Here is an 18,860-nt window from a genome sequence, read left to right as displayed (position 1 = left end):
GAGAAGGTTCAACGACTAGGATAGACCATCTAAGGCGGAAGCTATGATGATGAAATCCGTAGGTGAAACAATGTACATCAGCATTGTGAATCCGAAGTGCCCGACCCCTACTAGTTTGCTAGAGGGTGAAGATATAGTCTGGTCATTTATGAAAGTAAATGTTCGCACGATGGCGAAAGAAATGATGACCCAAACTAAGAATTCTATTCTTGGTCAAGCTGCACAAGCAATGTTAGCGCAAGCGAACCAACAACCACAAGGAGTTCTTCAACTTCTTCGTTAATAGGTAAAATAAAGATGGTCACCCTATGGGAGGCCATCTTTTCTTTTGTAAAGATAATAAAGAATGTCACTCATCCCTAAACCTGTACGAATTTGTATTTGGTTGATTTTTAATAGCTCACTTTCGTTTAATGTAACTTGATAGCTGAAATTAAATGGGAAAGTTTGCTTATCAAGTGATTTGAAATAATGAAACCAGTCTTCAATAAACTTATTCCATTCTAGCTCTGTTAAAAGTTCTCTTATTTCTGCAGTTGGTTTCTGTAGAATGAAAGGAAGATAGATGGTGGTACGTTTTGTTAAAGGTACAATTGATGAGGTCTCTGGTTTGAATTTAAAGAGTTTTCTTATCATTGAGGGTTGGATGTAGTCCTCGACTAAGTGCAGGAAATACATAATTTGTGGCTTATCATATAAACATAATCTATTTTGGCCGTCTAGTGAAAAAGAAAGATAAAATTTCTCTTTTATCAATTTGATTAGGCCAAGGTTTTCTTCTGTAGTAAAATTATCAGTTGAAAGAATCAACTTTTTTAGAACATTATTTTTAATCGTAAGATGCCCATCATCCTGATACCACCAGGCCAATGATTCTACAGTTAATGTTCTTTTTAGCAAATCAAAAGGCACGACTTTGGTTCTTCCGGAATACCATTGAGATTTAAGATAGTCGAAAACAGGTGAAGTTATTGACTGTACATAAATTGATTCGGAATAACCAGATTTCACTCTTGTGTCTCGATCCAATTTATATTTGGGAGGTGATAGAGGGATAAAAATATTGAGTTCTTCGTAACAGTAAATACTCCAATCTTTATCTGCATATCTATGCTGAAACCTAAATCGCGGTTTTCTGTTCTCTGTTATTGTAAGATTACCATCCCCAAGCAATTTTCCATTGATGAGTCCTAATCCTCTAAGAGGCAATGATTCTAAAGTATTTTCCTTTTCATCCATTAGAAATCGCTCCTAACAAGAACGTTTGTTCTGTATATTAATTTTACCATACGTACTCAATAATTGATAGGATACTAACCTTATTACTGTTATTTTCCTAAATTATTCCGGTAGCAATCCGATACTACCAATAGTACTAAAAACTGAAAGAGTGTTTACACAATGATAATTAATCAAAACCCCCTATCATTAAGGATCTTAAATAAATTAGAAAAAAGTACAGCTCGATTTTCTTTAAGTGCATCTAAAATTTCGTCTGGATTAAGAATAATGAGTGCGAAGGATGATGCGGCAGGGCTTGCGATTTCAGAAAAAATTCGCGGGCAAATTCGCGGGCTTTCTCAGGCGCAAAGAAATATACAAGATGGGATCTCTTTTATTCAAACAGCGGATGGTGCAATGGCCGAGATTCAGGATCAATTGCAAAGAATGAGAGAGTTGGCTGTTCAAAGTGTCAATGATACGTTAAACGATACCGACCGGTTAGCGATCCAGGATGAAGTGGACCAGATAAAAAAGAGTATTTCTCATATAAAGGAAAATACTCAGTTTAACGAGATTGATATTTTTGAACCCATCGTAAAAGTGACGGTGGAGGAAACTTGGTCCAGCCAAACGTTAACAGGGCTGAATCCTTCTGCAATATGGGATGGAAATCAATACATAGGTTACATAAATGCAGGTGGTCCTGGGGGAGCAAAACTTCAAAAATCCAGTGACGGAATTAATTGGGAATATACCAATACTCTTAGTGAAGTAGTTGTCCAAGATATGTTCTGGAATTCGGATAGAAATGAGTATATCTTGGTTGGTGGAAAAGGAGATGGTGATCCTAACGGTTATATTGCTACCTCAGCTGATGGTATAAACTGGACTGAGCAAACGACTAGTGTTTCAGAGCCTTTTACAGAGGTTAATTGGAATGGATCTCAGTATGTTGCAATTACTTATGAGGGTGCTAACATTTTAACTTCATCAAATGGTGTAGACTGGACCGCCCAAAATTCAAATACATCAAAACGGTTACTTGATTTAAATTGGAATGGCAGCCAATATGTCATTAGCGCTTATGATGGGGTAATGTTGACATCTGATAACGGTATCGATTGGGACGAGCATATTACAGCAAATGTAGATGAGTTCCCTAAAGTTGCTTGGAATGGTGATACTTATGCTGCTGCAGGTTCAAATGGCTGGGTGTTAACTTCAACGGATGGTGAGAACTGGTCGCAAAGCCAAATAGGAAGTGAGCATTTCAATGATATTATCTGGACAGGAAATCAATTCGTTGCGGTAGGAGCAAGGAGTATTATTTCATCTGCTGACGGAGCTACATGGGATGTTCAACCTACTAGTCACGTACTTAACAAAATCAACTGGGATGGAAATCAATTTATAGCAATTGGTGATCAAGGTGTAATCATTACTTCTACAGATGGACTTAATTGGAATGAAATCGATAAAACGAGTAATGAGCGGTATACATCTTTTTTATACAACGAGGATAGGGATCAGTTTATCGCTTTTGGTGAAAAAGAAATTAGAACATTGAGCCGAACAAAAAAGGTAGAGATTGAGGCTTTAACATTGCAGGTGGGTGCAAATGAAAATCAACTTTTCCGATTAGAAAAGCCTGATCTTTCATCTTTTAAAACTGATTTACCAAAGGTTATGGTTCACTCAAGGTATGATTCAACGATAGCCATTGAAGTCATAGATGATTTAATCCAAAATACCTCAACTGAACGCGGTAAACTTGGTGCATATGAGAACGCTCTTAATCAAATTTCGAACAATGCAGCGAATTATGCGGAAAATTTAACGACTTCAGAATCCAGGATTCGGGATGCGGATATTGCCAAAGAAGCCATGGATCAAACAAAAGAAAGTATAATTTCCCAGGCGGCACAAGCAATGCTGGCGCAATCCAATAAACTGCCTGAAGGAGTCTTGCAGCTTCTTCGTTAAAAAAGATGGTCCATTTGCTCTATGAATGGCCATCTTTTTCTTGTGAGGTATTTTAGAATTTAAAGCTTAGCTTTCACATCAATCAGAAAACATAAACCTCTCAGCCTCATCAACTAAACTTAAGAGTAGCAACTGACCCCTCAAATATTCCTTTACATCCTAATTATCATAAATTAATCCATAAGACTGAGCATCCCGCAAAAATCCCAATTTCGCTTCTGGTGAAGCTTTTTCGAAAAACACTTTAACCTCATAATGATACAAGGTTTGATTTCTATTCAACTCCAATGTCATATGAGTGAGGGCAGCCGATAAACTTATTGACAACTCCTAATCCATCATTCGTTTTTAGCACAGTTTGTTTAAAGCGCTCATTTTTAATGCCGGTTAAATAACTATAAATATCTCGAATCGGCTCTAGCTGAAAGGTTTCCGTGAATATCCTCCCCACTTGTGGAGACTGAACTTCCTCTTTAAGAAAGGTATCCTAACTCCCTATTTCTTTGCAGTATTCCTCAGTTGAGTTTATGTCCAGCAAATCCAAGGAGACTGGCGCGTAGTACATCATCCTTAAAAAATTCCTCAGGTTGCGAGCGACTATTTACCGAATCATCAATATCCATGGGGGAAACACGTACAATATAGGCTTCCTCTAAGGCCTTCACCAGTCCAAAGTCTGTCAGAAAGCCATAATGGATACCGTCCCCTCCAGGTCGGGCAAAAGATAGTAAGTCAAGAGGTGTATTTAGATAGCGAATATCATCCAGAGAAAAGTAATAGCCTAATAGATCCCCGTATGGCAGCAAGTCTTTCTTGGCAAGATCAGCCTGTAAATCGAACAATTGCTGCAGGTCCTCGGATACAGAATATTTTCCGTAATTAATACCGTTCATGCTCCACACTCCAAAAAAGGTTGATGTTAGTACTTTTCTAAATGCAAAGTAAAACTCCTGCTAGTTTTTGTTAATTATTTAAGCCCCTCAAAGATGCAGTAGGTAAATATTCTCATTCAAAAACTTAAACAGAAGCCGATAAAAAAATTAGACATGAAATGTACGGAGTGTGTAAATATGCAAATTACGAACCAGATGGTATCAAAACAGATGAATGATAGCCAGAACCGTATTTCAACGGGGGATGTTGGTCCGGTTTTAATTAAGGATCGGAAAAGTGGGAATGCGGCGAATGTGCTCTTTAAGGGACAGGAATTTAGCGCGGAGTTTGAAGGGACCGTTCCATCTGCGGACCGGATGCTTGCAGAGGTAGTTGGAATGCCTGAAAAAGGGAAGCTTCTTTTAAAGGAGGCGTCTTCTGTTGCGGCCGCTAAGTCTACAGATACTCAGTCTTACGATGCCCGTCTTGCAAAAGCAGGGATCGACCCGTACAATCCAGATTTAAAGAGTGCTTTAAAAATCTTCGATGCGAAAGGGATTTCATTAAAAAACGAAGAACTGGTCACTTTGCAAAAGTTCATGACGGAAACACCGGGTACGATCTCGGAAAAATTAGAAGCGGTTAATGTTTTAGCGCAAAAGAACTTGCCAGTTACGTCGAACCACTTGAATGCGATTCATACCGCGTTACATGGATCAGATTTGAAGGATACTTTGGGTGAATTGGCTGGAGAGATTAAGTTCGATGCTCGGGGTTCACAACCCAATTTATCCAGCACTGACATTCCTGCAAATTCAGCACCAAAAAATATCGAGCAAATTTTACAGCAAGTAAAAAATGGAGATTATTCTCCTAAGGACATTGAAGCCATACTACGCCGTCTCGATTCAAGCAACATTCCGGAAATGGAGCAATTAAAGCATGAAATTGCCAAAGCTCTGCAGATTCATGCCGCAGGAACGGAACGAATCAAACAAGGAACTAATGCTCAGGCAATCGCTGACGGGCAAAAACTTCAGAAAATAGCGGCTGCCAAATTAAGAGAGTCTCTTGAACGCTTATCAGCACAGTTGAAAAATAGACTGGAAAACCATGCACCTGATGACAATCTCTTAAAACTTCATTCCCTTTTAAAGGACGTTCAAAAAGAGGCTTCTTTAACCCAAATCATTGATTCAATTGGGAAGGCAATGAATGATTTTACCGCTAATAAGAATATAGATTTGACACAATTAAAAGCTTCTTTCGAGAAGGCGTCCCAGCTGGCCGACCAGGGCCGTGAACTTGCTGCTCGTAAGGTGCTGGCAGAAGCGGTGAACCAGTTGGAAAAAGAGCATCCTTCGCTGCAAAAAAGCGGGGAGCAGCTGAGCTTAACGGAGGCTGAACAATACGCGATCAATGAATCGTTGCAATCTTTGTCTTTGCAATCGAAGTCGATATTGGTAACGGAAATTACCAAAAAGCTGTCACAGCTGGCGATTGATTTTAAAAAGGTGAAGCAGGAAATCACGAAAAGTCTTGATCATGTTTCCTTGATGCTCGATAAAGGCGGCAGCAAGGTCAATGCTAATCAGACGCTTGATGCAGCCATTAATAAGCTGGATAACGCTATCCTGAAAGGCAATTTCATGCTGTATACCGACATGCTGACCGAGAAGAAAATGCTGAATGCCAGCTCGCGTCTGACTGAAGCGCGCAATCTGCTTGCAAAGGGTGATTTTAGCCAGGCGAGCCTGATTGTTAAAGAGGTAAAAACAACCCTTGATCAAATCATCTATAAACCATCCAATACAAGAGTGCAGCACTTCGTTTCTGAACAGAGCATGCTGAATTCCCCTAAAACATTGGAGGAACAGCTGGCTTATGGTGTTAGACAAGCAGTAAGGCCAATGCCCGATCAAGATTATTCTGCGCGCCAAGTGTTCGAATCATTGAAGCGACTCGGTCTGACGCATGAAAATGACGCAGCGAACAGCCTTGTTTTCGGAACGAAGGGTGAACAAGATGATTTGAATCAGAACCTGAAAGCAAAGCTGATCCAGATGGCTAGGGATTCAGAAGGCCATCCAAAAGTGGAGCAGGCACTGGCGAACATCACTGGCCAGCAACTGTTAAATAAACAGGATGCATCCGGTATGCAGAATTTGTTTATGCAAATGCCTTTCCTTCTGAATCAGAATATGGAAAATATCAAGGTTTTCATTAATTCGCAGAAATCCGGAGACAAAATCGACTGGGAGAACTGCAGCATGTATTTCGTTTTAGACTCGAAGAAGCTGGGCGAGGTGGGCATACATGTCACTGCGCAGAACCGGAACATCTCGATTACGTTTAATAGCAAAAAAGACGGGCTGGATCAGATGCTTGAGCCAATGACCGAGATTTCCAAAGAGCGCCTTCAGGAAATCGGGTACAAGCTGGAAGCACTTAAGGCTAAGAAGCCCTCGCAAGAAGCAGAAAAAGTAGCAACTGATCATCAAACTGCAAAATTAACCCCTGCTTTCACAGAGAAAGGGTACAATTTTACGATATGAATAATCTATATTTTAACCAGAAAAGCAGAAGGCAACTAAATGGTCCCTCTGCTGCCGTGATAAAGTACGATGACGACCTAAGCAAGTCACCGACAATCGTTGCGCAGGGCTCAGGTGCGGTTGCCCAAAAGATCATTGACCTAGCGAAGAAAAATAATGTCCATCTTCAAGAAGACTCATCCCTGCTGCAAAACTTGCTGGACATCGATTTAGGTGATTCAGTGCCGCCACAGCTGTATGGAGTCATTGCCGAGATTTTCATCCTGCTCGAGGAATTGGAAAAAAACTATTAAATATCAAGCCGTTTTACCGATAGAATCTATAGTTACCGAGATGGAGGTATATGATGGAAGCGTTAACGAAGGACGTCATCTTCAAGAAAAGTCCACAGGAACTGACGGCTCTCCTATACGAAGGGATCATTGATAACCTGGAGCAGGCGATTGAGCTCATCCAGGATCTGGACTACATGAATGCAAACGTGAAACTGCAGCGTACGAATGATATTTTACATAGACTTGGTGTAGGTCTGAAATATGAAGCGGGACCGATTGGCCAGCAGCTGGATCTTCTTTATAATTACATGGCTGATCAGATCATCATGGCAAACATCAAGAAAGATGCTTCCATACTAAGAGAAATGATTGTACTGATTGAGCCAATCGCACAGGCATGGAACGATGTACTTAAGAAAAAAGTGAATGTCTCTCAATCCAGTACAGTCCGTAAGGTGTCAGCCTATGAAAATAGCATCATGAGAGTCCAAAACTAAGAGAAATAGAGGGAGAATAGCATGAGAATCAATCATAATATTTCCGCTTTGAACGCTTATCGCAACCTTGCGATCAATAATACCAATACAGCAAAAAGCCTTGAGAAACTATCCTCCGGCTTAAGAATAAATAAAGCTTCTGATGATGCCGCCGGACTTGCGATATCAGAAAAAATGCGCTCCCAGATCCGCGGATTGGAAATGGCGGAGAGAAACGCACTTGACGGAATTTCACTGATCCAGACAGCTGAAGGAGCACTTTCTTCTTCACATGAAATTTTACAGCGTATGCGCGAGCTAGCTGTACAGGCAGCGAATGATTCGTATACGGACACTGACCGCGCTGAGATCCAGAAGGAGATTAACCAGCTTACTTCTGAATTGAATCGAATCGGGAATTCAACGGAATTCAACAGTGCTTCGTTGTTGGATGGAAGCAGGAAAAATACTTTTGTGGCAAATGGAAAAGGGTTTGCGAAGGGTGAGTCACCATACAGTGACTCAGCGACCGGAATGATGCTTGCGATTGCTGATGGTGATGAGCTAACAGTCGGGAAACACAATGTGACGGTCACCCGCGCATATGCAGGAACAGCAGTACCTGACCCAATCGTGCCTGCTGAGAATAGTTCCATTTTTGCTGGTGGAAGAATCGAACCGACAACAGCAGTTGAGGCAGACGATTGGACGTTAACCTTCCAGGATGGAAAGGATGCTGACATCACGTCTGTGGAAACAAACTCAACAGGTGTAGCGCTTAGTGTCGCAAATGGCGGGACGAATTTGACTGCCGGAACTCATAAGGTGGAAGTGAGTGCAGTGGAAGTTGGAGCAGCCTTCCAAGGAGGAGCTACTAGCTATACAGTTCCGAAAGCGGAAAATGCGCAGGTTTCTACTAATACCGCGAATGGCAGCTTCACTTTTAGCGGTGACGTTATTAATTATGATACGACATCCAACCTAATCGGATTGCCTGCAGTGAACTTAGGCGACACAATTACCCTGAAATATGATGGAACAGCTTTTGTTGTATCAGGCGGACCGATTACCAGTGAACTCTATACGCCAGGCACTGAGTTCAATCACCATGGCCTGAAGTTTACAATGGATGCAAAAGACTTTGCGGTTGACGAAGAAATCAGTTTCGTTATACCTGCCGACAAGGGAACAATCGCTACTGAACCGAAGCCAGGCTTCAGCGGCAGCTTCACATTAGATCCAGCCGAGCCGTTCACGGTGAATACGGAAGTGGGATCAGGCAGCTGGACAATAGAAAAGGTGGCTTCAGGCTACCAGGTTTCTTTTGACGGAACAGATAAAGGCGGTAACCCGGCAAGGTTTACCGAAATCGTTGCTGAAAATGCGATTTATAACGAGCATGGTTTGAAATTCCAACTCGCATCATCCGACATGAACGACGGCGATAAAATTACTTTCGATACTACAATAGCTAATAAAATGTATGACTTCACGATTGATGTGGATGGAAACAAACATATTGTTAAAGATGTAATGGGAGCGGGAACAGCGGGATCGATCAGCAGTTCATATGTAGCTGCAGGTCTTGCACAATTCGAAGGCTTATCCCTTGATATTGCGAATTTGACGGAGGGCACTTTCAACTTCACAATCGATCCAGCTGTAGCAGATCAATTCAGCCTTGCCAGCAGCTCAGGGAAATCAGCAGACGTTGAAGTAGGTAAGCTTTTTGACCAATATGGTTTGCAGTTTGTTGTAGAAAACACGACCGGTTTGAGCAATGGCCAGGTGATTTCCTTCAGTACGGTTGATCCGGTAGACGGCTATTCCTATAGCGTCAGCTTGGATGGCAATGATCCTGTGGAGGTGGCTGTGAACCAGCCGGAAAATCAGCCAGCACAGGTGCTTGCGTTTGGCGAAATTCCTGGACTGCAGCTTAACGCTTTCGATTTAAAAGAAGGATCATTCAGTTTTGAAATTGTGGAAACTGGGACTGGGGCAGATGGTTCACTCAACTTCCAGATTGGGGCAAACTCAGGCCAGGCTGTTACTTTAGAAGTGAATGACATGCGTGCTGCGGCATTGGAAGTCAGTGCGGCTAAAGCGGGAGAAAATGTCATCACTTTGGCGAACGGCAAAGAACTAAAGGTTTGGTATACATCTGATCCAAATATAAGCAATGGTGTTTCTGGCGAGAACACGGAATTTGCGGTTGATGTTTCAACTCATGAAAAAGCACAGGCAGCCATTTCGGTGTTTTCTGAAGCAATCCAGAAGGTCTCTTCTGAACGTGCACGTCTCGGGGCGATCCAAAACCGTCTCGAACATACAGTGGACAACTTGAAAATCATGACTGAAAACGTGACATCCTCTGAATCTCGTATCCGCGATCTTGATATGGCGAAGGAAATGTCCAATTTTACCAAGAACAATATCCTTAACCAGGCAGCTCAGGCGATGCTTTCACAGGCAAACCAGATGCCTCAGGGAGTTCTTCAGTTATTGAAATAATTTTTATAGGCGGGAGGCAGCAATTGCCTCTCCCTTTTTATGAAGTTTGTCCGCTATAATAGTGGATAGCTACTTTTTAAGAAAAGGTGTGAACCGATGGATATTCAGCGCGTTTCCAAAGCTTCTTTAACGAAGACCGGAATGAAGGAAGCTGTTGCAAAGGATTCAATTTCATTCAGCGAAGTCGTCAGCCAGCGCCGTACGGATGTTACGTTAGAGCGTTTAAGCAGGAAAATGAAAGAGATTGAGGATCAAGGGAAGAAACTGGTCGACACCAGGTCGGTCGAGAATCTAAAAAAATATAAGAAACTCGTAAAGGATTTCATGGAAGATGCCGTGAAGAATGGGCTCGAGCTAACGGAACACCGGGGCTTCAATCAACGTGGTTCCTCCAAGATTTACAAGCTTGTAAAAGAAGTCGACAGCAAGCTGATCGATCTCACAAACACTGTTTTGGACAAAGAAAAGACGGGAATTGATCTTTTAGGCCTAGTTGGAGAAATCCAGGGTATGCTGATCAATATCTATACGTAAAAGCTTTCTCATTTGAGGAAGCTTTTTATTTTTCACAAAATGTTAAAGAGTTGTGGCTGACAGGCCGATATAAACAATATCATATGCGCTTTTGAGGGGGCAATTTCATGCTTAACAGTCTCTCTTCGAATACAGCAAGTTCCTACATCTACGAAACGATTAAGACGAAAATAGATAGTATTGACAGCGGTGCACAGACCGCACCAGAACAGAAGACAGGACAAGTACCTGTAAAAGAAGAATCCCAGACCTTTCCGAAAGAAAAAATGGAAGGGGTTGTAGAGGGCCTTAATAAGTTCCTCGAACATAGCAATACCGCTTTGAAATTCCAATATCATGAAAAGTTGAAGGAATACTACGTCACTCTTGTTGATGAAAAAACGAATGAAGTTGTCAGAGAAATCCCACCGAAAAAGATGCTGGATTTCTATGCTGCAATGAATGAATTCCTTGGATTGATCGTGGATAAAAAAGATTTAGAAGGCAGGTGCAAAACTATGGTAAGAATCGGCGGCCTTGCAAGCGGCATGGACATTGACCAAATTGTCGGCGACTTGATGAAGGCAGAGCGGATGCCTGTAAATAAGCTAAAGCAAAAGAAGCAAGTCATTGAGTGGCGCAGGGATGATTATCGCGCGATTAACAATCTCTTTTTGGATTTTCGTAAAGAATTGACAACGATGAAACTGTCATCGACCTTTCGTGCCCGCACCACCTCTTCAACAAACGATGCACGTGTTTCAGCAACAGCTAACAGTTCTGCCAGTGAATCTTCATTTTCTATTTCTAGTGTAAAGCAATTAGCCAGTGCGGAAACGATTAAAAATACAGGATCCATCGCCGGATCGACTTTTGATAGCAATAAATCTTTGGTATCTCAAACCTTCTCTGCCGGTGTAACTTGGAGCACTGGTGTTGTAGAGAGTAAAACAGTTAAAACTACTGCAGATGGTACTACTGTTAATCTGGGGTTAAGTGCGAGTGAAATAACCAACCTTGATGCTACTAAGCTGGCATCGTGGAGCGTTAAAGTAAATGGCAAGAGCTTTGAAGTGGTCACCGGAACTCCAGTTGCGGGAAAAGACCAGGTACAATTTAATATAGGCACTGGAGAGCTGATCTTCGGAAATACGATCGCTAAAGATAGCGCGGTTGCTGTTGAGTATGTATCTAAAAACAAAACCGAAACTACATCGGCGATAACGAAAGACACTCAATCGTTGCAGCTTACGAATGGTGCTATAAATAATATTACCTCAATTAATTTGAAAATCGGTACAGCACCATCAGAACCGTTAACGGTTGGTGGGAATGCAGGGGACTTATCAAGGCAGATACTGAGAGGGTCAGTTGTAGTGGGTACACTAAATACTCAAACTGGTAAAATCGATCTTACTGATGACATGCGTTCGATTGCTGGCTCCACAACGGATTCTGTATCGTTTGAAATCAATTATGACCAAAAATATACCGACTTTTCCGTTTCCTCCTTTAAAACAGGAGGAGTTAAGGTAACGGAAAACTTCCTTGTAAAAGGATCAGAATCATTGAATCAGGTGATCAATGAGGTCAACTCATCGACTGCCGGTGTAACCATGTTTTATGATGATTTTACAAAAAGCATGACGATGACGAGAAAAGAAACTGGTGATTTCAATACTGCTGGCAATGAGATCGATTATAAAGGTGCTTTTATTGAAAACACGTTAAAGTTTGGTGCAAGCACATCTAGCAATGTCACGACTGTAGGTGCTAATACAAAGTTCACCATTAACGGCTTAGATACTGAGCGACCCTCAAACACATTCGAAATGAATGGTGTGACTTTCACCTTAAAGCAAACGTTCAATAATGATCCTATTGCCACCAATAACACGGATCCTGCTATTACCGTTAACATTAACAATGACTCTACTAAGGTGTTCGAGAATATTGTGAAGTTTGTTAACAAATATAACGAATTAATTGATAAAGTCCAGAAGAAAACATCCGAAACCTACTATAAGGACTACCAGCCGTTAACAGACGAACAACGTGAAACGTTAAGTGATAAGCAACAGGAGCAATGGGAAGAAAAAATCCAAGATGGGGTTATTGCGAAGGGATTCCATTTTGACAGGAGCTCTTTCCCAAATGCGCTCTAACTTCTATACACCTGTTGATAATGCCGAAGTCAGTCCGTTGTTTAAGCAGCTTGCTAGCATTGGAATTACAACCACTTCGAATTATCTAGAGGGTGGAAAATTAACAATAAACGAAGCTGATTTAAAGAAAGCAATCGAAGAAGATCCGTTGTCAGTCGAAAGACTCTTCAATGCTTCAGGTACCACTGATGGTCAAAAAGGTATAGCGCAAAGGCTCTATGATACATCAAATGAGATCATGGACAAACTTAAAGCAAAAGCTGGAAATGCTTTTTCAACGAACCAGCAATTCAGTTTGGGAAAAGATTTGTTAAGTGTAGATAGCCAAATAAAAAGGTTTGAATCCCGTCTTACCCAAGTAGAAGACCGCTACTGGCGCCAGTTCACAGCAATGGAAAAAGCGATCCAGAAAGCGAACAGCCAGTCTGCCTATTTGATGCAGCAATTCAGCGGCGCTTAATAAAATGCCCTTTCACAAAAAGGAGAGTAAATCATGGCACTAAATAACCCATATCAGTCATACCAGCAATCTTCAGTTAACACGGCTTCCCCGGGGGAGCTGACGCTGATGTTATATAACGGATGCTTGAAGTTTATTAATCTAGCAAAGCATGCGATGGAGCAAAAAGATATTCCGGCTAGAAATACTAATATCCTTAAATCGCAAAAGATTGTTCAGGAACTGATGGTCACTTTGAATATGGATTTGGAAGTTTCACAGAATATGATGTCGTTATACGATTATATGAACCGCCGATTAATTGAGGCGAATATCAAGAATGACCAGGCGATTTTAGAGGAAGTGGAAGGCCTGGTTACAGAATTCCGTGATACGTGGAAGCAGGTTATCCAGTTGAACCGTCAGAAGCAGTTTGCTGAGGGTGGCAAGGCGTAGTGGGTGCTGTCAGCCAATTTTACGAGTTGACCGTGGAATTGATCCGAATTTTATCATCTGCCGAAGAACGTGACGGAAAAATCTCAAAGGTGCAGTCGCTTTTGGATCAACGGGAGAGCTTGATCAAGGAAATAGCTCCTCCCTATACTTCGGATGAAGTGGAGATCGGTCAGAAACTCATCCAGCTGAACGCTAGGTTAATGCAGCTTTTACAAACGGAAAAAACTCTAATTCAAAAAGATATTAAGGACTTGCAGACTAAAAAAGAGTCGAATACGAAGTATGTCAATCCATATCAAAACCTTTCTACAGACGGCATGTTCTACGACAAAAGAAATTAGGTGGATGGATGACAACCTTAAATGAAGAGAATTTCCACCTGGTCGTCAAATACGCTGGGCTGCTTGAGACGATCGAGGCAGCGTTTGTTCATATGTTTTTGTGTTTCGAGGAATTACGATTTGAAGAAGCGAAGGAGTTATGGGATGATATCCTCCTTGCTTTTTCGCAGATTGATAGCTCGAATTCCATTATTCCTGAACAATTTGCGGATCAGCCTTCCCTTCTGGAGCGATTTGACCAATTTGAAGATGTCCTTGATGCCACGGAAGTGCTTGCATTCGAGGACGACCCCCTCCATATTGGACAAATTATTCAGGATAAAATTTTTTCGATTTTTTTGGCTTGGAAAAAGCAAATCGATCAAGAATTAAAACCCTATTATATCGTCTGACCGCCTCATTTCGGGCGGTTTTTCCACGTCTGGACAGGTTTTTACAAAATAACTACTATGTCGACATTAAAAATAGACATAAATTCGTCAAATCTTCTGACTGTTTTTGCAGGAGTTCTTTGGGGTAAAATAGAATTAGTAATACATAGTCATATCCCAAAGGAGGAGTCCACTATGAACTACAACATTCGTGGAGAAAACATTGAGGTAACTCCAGCAATCAGAGAGTATATTGAGAAAAAGGTTGCTAAGCTTGAGCGTTATTTTACGGAGTCACCCAATGCCAACGTAAGTGTGAACCTGAAAGTTTTCCAAGATAAAAAATCAAAAGTTGAAATTACAATTCCGATGAAGGACCTAGTGCTTCGCGCAGAGGAACTTCATGAAGATATGTATGCAGCGATCGATTTGATCACTGACAAATTGGAGCGCCAAATCCGCAAGCACAAAACAAAGGTAAACCGCAAGTTTCGTGATAAGGACAGCCTGAAAGACTTCGTTCCAATTTTCTCAGAAACTGAGCAATTTGAAGATGAAGACGATCTAGAAGTTGTCCGTACAAAGAGCTTCGACCTGAAGCCAATGGACAGTGAAGAAGCAATCTTGCAAATGAACATGCTGGGCCACAGCTTCTACGTGTTCACAAATGCTGAAACAAACCAGACAAACGTCGTTTACAAGCGTAATGACGGCCGTTATGGTCTGATTGAAGCTCAATAAGCTATTTTCTTAAAACAAGGAAACTAGCTATCCATCATAACATCGACCCACAGTCAGATTTTGGCTGTGGGTTTAATTTTGCCTTCAAAAGGAATTTATATACCGGGTGCAGAAATAATTTTACAGGAGGCGATACAAATGACATTTTCAATCGCAGGCTATGATCCCCAGGAAAAAGAATGGGGTATTGCTGTACAGTCCAAATTCCTCGGTGTCGGTGCCGTTGTGCCGTTCGCGAAGGCTGGAGTTGGGGCTGTTGCTACTCAGTCTTACGCAAACACTGCTTATGGCCCTCAGGCGCTAGAAATGATGGCTCAAGGCAAATCGGCAGAGGAAGTAATCGAGCTCATCACGAAGGATGATAAGGATAAAGAAATGCGCCAGGTGGGCTTAATTGATGCAGAGGGAAATGCTGCAACTTTTACAGGTACATATTGCTATGACTGGGCAGGCGGGATGACCGGAAAGCATTTTGCTGCTCAGGGAAATATTTTAGTAGATGAGAAGACGGTTCAGGCAATGGCCAAAACCTTTGAAACAACGAAAAGTTCTTTGGCACACAGATTGCTGATGGCTTTGGAGGCCGGGCAGCAGGCAGGAGGAGACAGCAGGGGCCAGCAGTCAGCCGCACTGCTTGTTGTAAAAGAAAATGGTGGCTATGGCGGCTACAACGATCGCTATATTGACTTGCGTGTCGATGACCACCCGGAACCTATCAAAGAACTGATCAGGATTTATGGGCTGCAGCAGCTATATTTTGCAAAAGCGAAGCCGGAGAATGTCGTTGCCATTGAAGGTGATGTGAAGGCCGAAGTAGTTAGCCATCTCAAACGACTGGAATATTTGAAAGCCAATCCCGCTGATGACGAGGAGCTGCACAAAGCCCTGACAGCATACATCCACACAGAAAACTTCGAGGAAAGAGAGCAAGAGAAAGGCAAGATTGATCTGGAAGTATTAAGTTTCATGAAAAATCAATAAATTTTGGTCCCTCTGACATCAGGGGGATTTTTTTGTATCCGCTTAGAATTCCACCATTACGAGCCGCCTTTCTGCATAAGTTGTCACCCCATTGTGTAAGTGGTAAGATAGGAGGAGAAATATATCGAATTTTTCTAAAAGGGATTCGGTGCATTCACAGCGAATCTTTTTTCTTTGGGATTCATTTTAAAGTAAAAATAAAAACGATTTTTTGATAAAAATACAACCAGATTCAATAGATAAAAGGAGCGTCTGTATGGGGATTTTAACGAAAATTTTCGACCAGAATAAACGCGATATCAAAAAGCTGACGAAACTGGCGGATCAAATTGATGCGCTGGCGGCCGATATGGAAAAACTTTCGGACGAGCAGTTAAAGGAAAAGACGGAGGAATTCAAGAACCGTTACCAAAAAGGCGAGTCAGCAGATGAACTGCTTGTTGAAGCATTTGCGGTAGTCCGCGAAGCAGCGAAGCGTGTCCTTGGCCTTTATCCATATAAAGTACAGCTTATGGGTGGCGTTGCCCTTCACGAAGGCAATATCTCCGAGATGAAGACTGGTGAAGGTAAAACGTTGACGGCGACAATGCCGGTTTACCTGAACGCGATTACAGGCAAGGGTGTTCACGTTATTACTGTCAACGAATACCTGGCAAGCCGAGACGCCACTGAGATGGGCAAATTGTATGAATTCCTTGGCTTGACTGTTGGGTTGAACCTGAACAGCATGACAAAGGAAGAGAAGCAGGAAGCATACCGTGCGGATATTACTTACGGTACGAACAATGAATTCGGTTTCGACTATCTGCGCGACAACATGGTGCTTTATTCGCATCAAAAAGTTCAGCGTCCGCTGCACTTCTGCGTAATCGATGAAGTTGACTCCATCTTGATCGATGAAGCGCGTACGCCATTGATCATTTCCGGTTCCGCTCAGAAATCGGCGGCACTTTATATCCAGGCAAATGCCTTCGTCCGCACATTGAAGCGTGAAGAAGATTACACATACGATGAAAAAACAAAGGGTGTCCAGCTGACTGAAGAAGGAATCACGAAGTCCGAACGCGCCTTCGGGATCGAGAACCTTTTTGACATTAAGCATGTAACATTGCTTCACCATATCAACCAGGCGTTAAAAGCCAATGCGAGCATGCACCTGGATGTGGACTATGTTGTCCAGGACGGCGAAATTGTCATCGTTGACCAATTCACAGGACGTTTGATGAAAGGCCGTCGTTACAGTGAAGGTCTTCACCAGGCGATCGAGGCGAAAGAAGGCCTGGATATCCAGAACGAAAGTATGACACTTGCGACAATCACATTCCAGAACTACTTCCGTATGTACGAAAAGCTTTCCGGTATGACGGGTACAGCGAAGACTGAGGAAGAAGAATTCCGCAACATTTACAACATGAACGTTGTGGTCATTCCGACGAACCGTCCGATTGCCCGTGACGACCGTCCGGATTTGATTTATGCGTCTATGCAAGGGAAGTTCCGCGCAGTAGCTGAGGATATCGCTGAACGCCACCAAAAAGGGCAGCCCGTCCTTGTCGGTACTGTTGCGATTGAAACATCTGAATTGATCTCCGGCTATTTAACGAAAAAGGGAATCAAGCACAATGTTCTGAACGCGAAAAACCATGAGCGTGAAGCTGAGATCATTGCAGAAGCGGGCCAAAAAGGCGCTGTAACGATTGCGACAAACATGGCGGGCCGTGGTACGGACATCAAGCTTGGCGAAGGTGTTAAAGAAGTTGGGGGACTTGCTGTTGTCGGTACAGAGCGTCACGAAAGCAGACGTATTGATAACCAGCTCCGCGGACGTTCCGGCCGTCAGGGAGACCCGGGTGTCACTCAGTTCTACCTTTCAATGGAAGATGAACTGATGCGCCGCTTTGGTTCTGACAATATGAAAGCGATGATGGAGCGACTTGGCATGGATGACACCCAGCCAATCCAGAGTAAAATGGTTTCGAAGGCCGTTGAATCTGCTCAGAAGCGTGTTGAAGGCAACAACTTTGATGCTCGTAAACAATTGCTACAGTACGATGATGTTTTACGCCAGCAGCGTGAGATCATTTACAAGCAGCGTGATGAGGTTCTTGAATCTGAAAACCTTCGCAGTATCGTAGAAACGATGATTAAGTCTTCATTGGAGCGGAACGTCGCTGCCCATACGCCAGCAGGCGAGGATATGGAGAAGTGGGAGCTTGACAGCATTATCGATTACGTAAACGGCAACCTGCTTCACGAAGGTGATATCACTGTTGAAGACCTTCGCGGCAAAGAGCAGGATGAGGTTGTTGAAACAATCCTTGCAAAAGTAAAAGAACGTTACGATGAAAAAGAAGAAATGCTGACGGACGAGCAAATGCGCGAGTTTGAAAAAGTAATCGTGCTTCGTTCCGTTGACTCGAAGTGGATGGACCACATCGACCAGATGGACCAGCTGCGTCAGGGTATCCATCTCCGTGCATACGGACAGATCGATCCACTCCGCGAATACCAGCATGAAGGCTTCGCGATGTTCGAAAACATGATTCTTTCCATCGAAGAAGACGTTGCTAAATATATCATGAAGGCCGAAATCCGCAGCAACCTAGAGCGCCAGGAAGTTGCCAAAGGCCACGCCGTAAATCCAAAAGAAGACGAAGGCGGCAAAGTCAAGAAAAAGCCAGTCGTCAAAGCAATGGACGTAGGCCGCAACGACGCATGCATCTGCGGCAGCGGCAAAAAATACAAAAACTGCTGCGGCAAAGCAGAATAAAGATTGAAGAGAAAAGCAAAGCACACGCGCTTTAGCAAATTAACGCACCGGGGGTCAGACCCCCGGCAGTTTAAAGCGTTAAAGCGGTGGGGGTCAGAACCCCAGTGCTTTAAAGGGGTAAAGCCGGCGGGGGACCGCTGGTTTTCTTTTTTGAATGTGGATGATGTAGGTCTTGGGATGTGTGGA

17 protein-coding genes are annotated in these 18,860 nt (G+C 42.7%); 15 read left to right on the top strand and 2 right to left on the bottom strand.

Annotation, left to right across the window (positions count from 1 at the left end; genetic code table 11):
- Window positions 1–43: 43 nt before the first annotated feature.
- Window positions 44–283: a flagellin gene (locus tag AABM38_RS21760; protein ID WP_423408243.1), complete on the top strand. Its 240-nt coding sequence runs from the start codon at window positions 44–46 to the stop codon at window positions 281–283.
- Window positions 284–306: 23 nt separating this feature from the next.
- Here the strand turns inward: AABM38_RS21760 and AABM38_RS21755 are convergent, their stop codons facing one another.
- Window positions 307–1,239: an endonuclease gene (locus tag AABM38_RS21755; protein ID WP_423408242.1), complete on the bottom strand. Its 933-nt coding sequence runs from the start codon at window positions 1,237–1,239 to the stop codon at window positions 307–309.
- Between the two features lie 162 nt (window positions 1,240–1,401).
- Here AABM38_RS21755 and AABM38_RS21750 point away from each other — a divergent pair, with 162 nt between their 5' ends.
- On the top strand, window positions 1,402–3,207 hold the full coding sequence (locus tag AABM38_RS21750) for a flagellin (protein WP_423408241.1): 1,806 nt from the start codon (window positions 1,402–1,404) through the stop codon (window positions 3,205–3,207).
- Window positions 3,208–3,722: 515 nt separating this feature from the next.
- Here the strand turns inward: AABM38_RS21750 and AABM38_RS21745 are convergent.
- Window positions 3,723–4,100 carry a hypothetical protein gene (locus AABM38_RS21745; RefSeq protein WP_423408240.1) on the bottom strand — a complete coding sequence of 126 codons (378 nt, stop codon included), beginning with the start codon at window positions 4,098–4,100 and terminating at the stop codon, window positions 3,723–3,725.
- A gap of 177 nt (window positions 4,101–4,277) precedes the next feature.
- Between AABM38_RS21745 and AABM38_RS21740 the strand changes: the two genes are divergently transcribed.
- The 13 genes from AABM38_RS21740 (at window position 4,278) to secA (ending at window position 18,674) form a co-directional block, all read left to right on the top strand.
- Window positions 4,278–6,635, top strand: a complete 2,358-nt coding sequence (locus AABM38_RS21740) for a hypothetical protein (RefSeq protein ID WP_423408239.1) — start codon at window positions 4,278–4,280, stop codon at window positions 6,633–6,635.
- Complete coding sequence (locus AABM38_RS21735) at window positions 6,632–6,928, top strand: EscU/YscU/HrcU family type III secretion system export apparatus switch protein (RefSeq protein ID WP_335378491.1); 297 nt, start codon at window positions 6,632–6,634, stop codon at window positions 6,926–6,928. The genes AABM38_RS21740 and AABM38_RS21735 overlap by 4 nt, the downstream gene beginning before the upstream one ends.
- Window positions 6,929–6,978: 50 nt before the next feature.
- Complete coding sequence (gene fliS, locus AABM38_RS21730) at window positions 6,979–7,407, top strand: flagellar export chaperone FliS (RefSeq protein ID WP_423408238.1); 429 nt, start codon at window positions 6,979–6,981, stop codon at window positions 7,405–7,407.
- A 21-nt stretch (window positions 7,408–7,428) separates the two neighbouring features.
- Entirely contained in the window at window positions 7,429–9,897 is a 2,469-nt protein-coding gene (locus tag AABM38_RS21725; RefSeq protein WP_423408237.1) for a flagellin, read from the top strand.
- A 96-nt stretch (window positions 9,898–9,993) separates the two neighbouring features.
- Window positions 9,994–10,431 carry a YaaR family protein gene (locus AABM38_RS21720; protein WP_423408236.1) on the top strand — a complete coding sequence of 146 codons (438 nt, stop codon included), beginning with the start codon at window positions 9,994–9,996 and terminating at the stop codon, window positions 10,429–10,431.
- A 107-nt stretch (window positions 10,432–10,538) separates the two neighbouring features.
- Window positions 10,539–12,575, top strand: a complete 2,037-nt coding sequence (gene flaG, locus AABM38_RS21715; protein WP_423408235.1) for a flagellar protein FlaG — start codon at window positions 10,539–10,541, stop codon at window positions 12,573–12,575.
- Window positions 12,565–13,035, top strand: coding sequence for a flagellar filament capping protein FliD (gene fliD, locus AABM38_RS21710; protein ID WP_423408234.1), 471 nt, complete (start codon window positions 12,565–12,567; stop codon window positions 13,033–13,035). Before flaG ends, fliD begins: the two co-directional genes overlap by 11 nt.
- Window positions 13,036–13,068: 33 nt before the next feature.
- A complete protein-coding gene (gene fliS, locus AABM38_RS21705) occupies window positions 13,069–13,470 on the top strand; it encodes a flagellar export chaperone FliS (protein ID WP_423408233.1) in 402 nt (133 codons plus the stop codon).
- Complete coding sequence (locus tag AABM38_RS21700) at window positions 13,470–13,811, top strand: flagellar protein FliT (RefSeq protein ID WP_423408232.1); 342 nt, start codon at window positions 13,470–13,472, stop codon at window positions 13,809–13,811. Before fliS (AABM38_RS21705) ends, AABM38_RS21700 begins: the two co-directional genes overlap by 1 nt.
- A gap of 8 nt (window positions 13,812–13,819) precedes the next feature.
- Window positions 13,820–14,203: a hypothetical protein gene (locus AABM38_RS21695; RefSeq protein WP_423408231.1), complete on the top strand. Its 384-nt coding sequence runs from the start codon at window positions 13,820–13,822 to the stop codon at window positions 14,201–14,203.
- Window positions 14,204–14,377: 174 nt separating this feature from the next.
- A complete protein-coding gene (gene hpf / locus AABM38_RS21690) occupies window positions 14,378–14,923 on the top strand; it encodes a ribosome hibernation-promoting factor, HPF/YfiA family (RefSeq protein WP_335378500.1) in 546 nt (181 codons plus the stop codon).
- A 138-nt stretch (window positions 14,924–15,061) separates the two neighbouring features.
- Window positions 15,062–15,904: a DUF1028 domain-containing protein gene (locus tag AABM38_RS21685; RefSeq protein WP_423408230.1), complete on the top strand. Its 843-nt coding sequence runs from the start codon at window positions 15,062–15,064 to the stop codon at window positions 15,902–15,904.
- 256 nt (window positions 15,905–16,160) lie between these two features.
- Window positions 16,161–18,674, top strand: a complete 2,514-nt coding sequence (secA, locus tag AABM38_RS21680; RefSeq protein ID WP_423408229.1) for a preprotein translocase subunit SecA — start codon at window positions 16,161–16,163, stop codon at window positions 18,672–18,674.
- Window positions 18,675–18,860: the final 186 nt, after the last annotated feature.

Origin of the sequence: Heyndrickxia sp. MSNUG (assembly GCF_049532715.1) — a bacterium.
Lineage (GTDB): Bacteria > Bacillota > Bacilli > Bacillales > Cytobacillaceae > Mesobacillus.
The sequence above is the reverse complement of the archived record's forward strand: the minus strand, read 5'-3'. Positions and strand labels throughout refer to the sequence as shown.

Excerpts from the sequence above, each read along its gene's own strand:
- flaG (WP_423408235.1), top strand. The coding sequence starts at position 10,539 with ATGCTTAACAGTCTCTCTTCGAATACAGCAAGTTCCTACATCTACGAA.
- secA (WP_423408229.1), top strand. The coding sequence starts at position 16,161 with ATGGGGATTTTAACGAAAATTTTCGACCAGAATAAACGCGATATCAAA.
- AABM38_RS21725 (WP_423408237.1), top strand. The coding sequence starts at position 7,429 with ATGAGAATCAATCATAATATTTCCGCTTTGAACGCTTATCGCAACCTT.
- fliS (WP_423408233.1), top strand. The coding sequence starts at position 13,069 with ATGGCACTAAATAACCCATATCAGTCATACCAGCAATCTTCAGTTAAC.
- AABM38_RS21695 (WP_423408231.1), top strand. The coding sequence starts at position 13,820 with ATGACAACCTTAAATGAAGAGAATTTCCACCTGGTCGTCAAATACGCT.
- AABM38_RS21750 (WP_423408241.1), top strand. The coding sequence starts at position 1,402 with ATGATAATTAATCAAAACCCCCTATCATTAAGGATCTTAAATAAATTA.
- AABM38_RS21740 (WP_423408239.1), top strand. The coding sequence starts at position 4,278 with ATGCAAATTACGAACCAGATGGTATCAAAACAGATGAATGATAGCCAG.
- AABM38_RS21685 (WP_423408230.1), top strand. The coding sequence starts at position 15,062 with ATGACATTTTCAATCGCAGGCTATGATCCCCAGGAAAAAGAATGGGGT.
- hpf (WP_335378500.1), top strand. The coding sequence starts at position 14,378 with ATGAACTACAACATTCGTGGAGAAAACATTGAGGTAACTCCAGCAATC.
- AABM38_RS21745 (WP_423408240.1), bottom strand. The coding sequence starts at position 4,100 with ATGAACGGTATTAATTACGGAAAATATTCTGTATCCGAGGACCTGCAG.
- AABM38_RS21755 (WP_423408242.1), bottom strand. The coding sequence starts at position 1,239 with ATGGATGAAAAGGAAAATACTTTAGAATCATTGCCTCTTAGAGGATTA.
- fliS (WP_423408238.1), top strand. The coding sequence starts at position 6,979 with ATGATGGAAGCGTTAACGAAGGACGTCATCTTCAAGAAAAGTCCACAG.
- fliD (WP_423408234.1), top strand. The coding sequence starts at position 12,565 with ATGCGCTCTAACTTCTATACACCTGTTGATAATGCCGAAGTCAGTCCG.
- AABM38_RS21735 (WP_335378491.1), top strand. The coding sequence starts at position 6,632 with ATGAATAATCTATATTTTAACCAGAAAAGCAGAAGGCAACTAAATGGT.
- AABM38_RS21720 (WP_423408236.1), top strand. The coding sequence starts at position 9,994 with ATGGATATTCAGCGCGTTTCCAAAGCTTCTTTAACGAAGACCGGAATG.
- AABM38_RS21760 (WP_423408243.1), top strand. The coding sequence starts at position 44 with ATGATGATGAAATCCGTAGGTGAAACAATGTACATCAGCATTGTGAAT.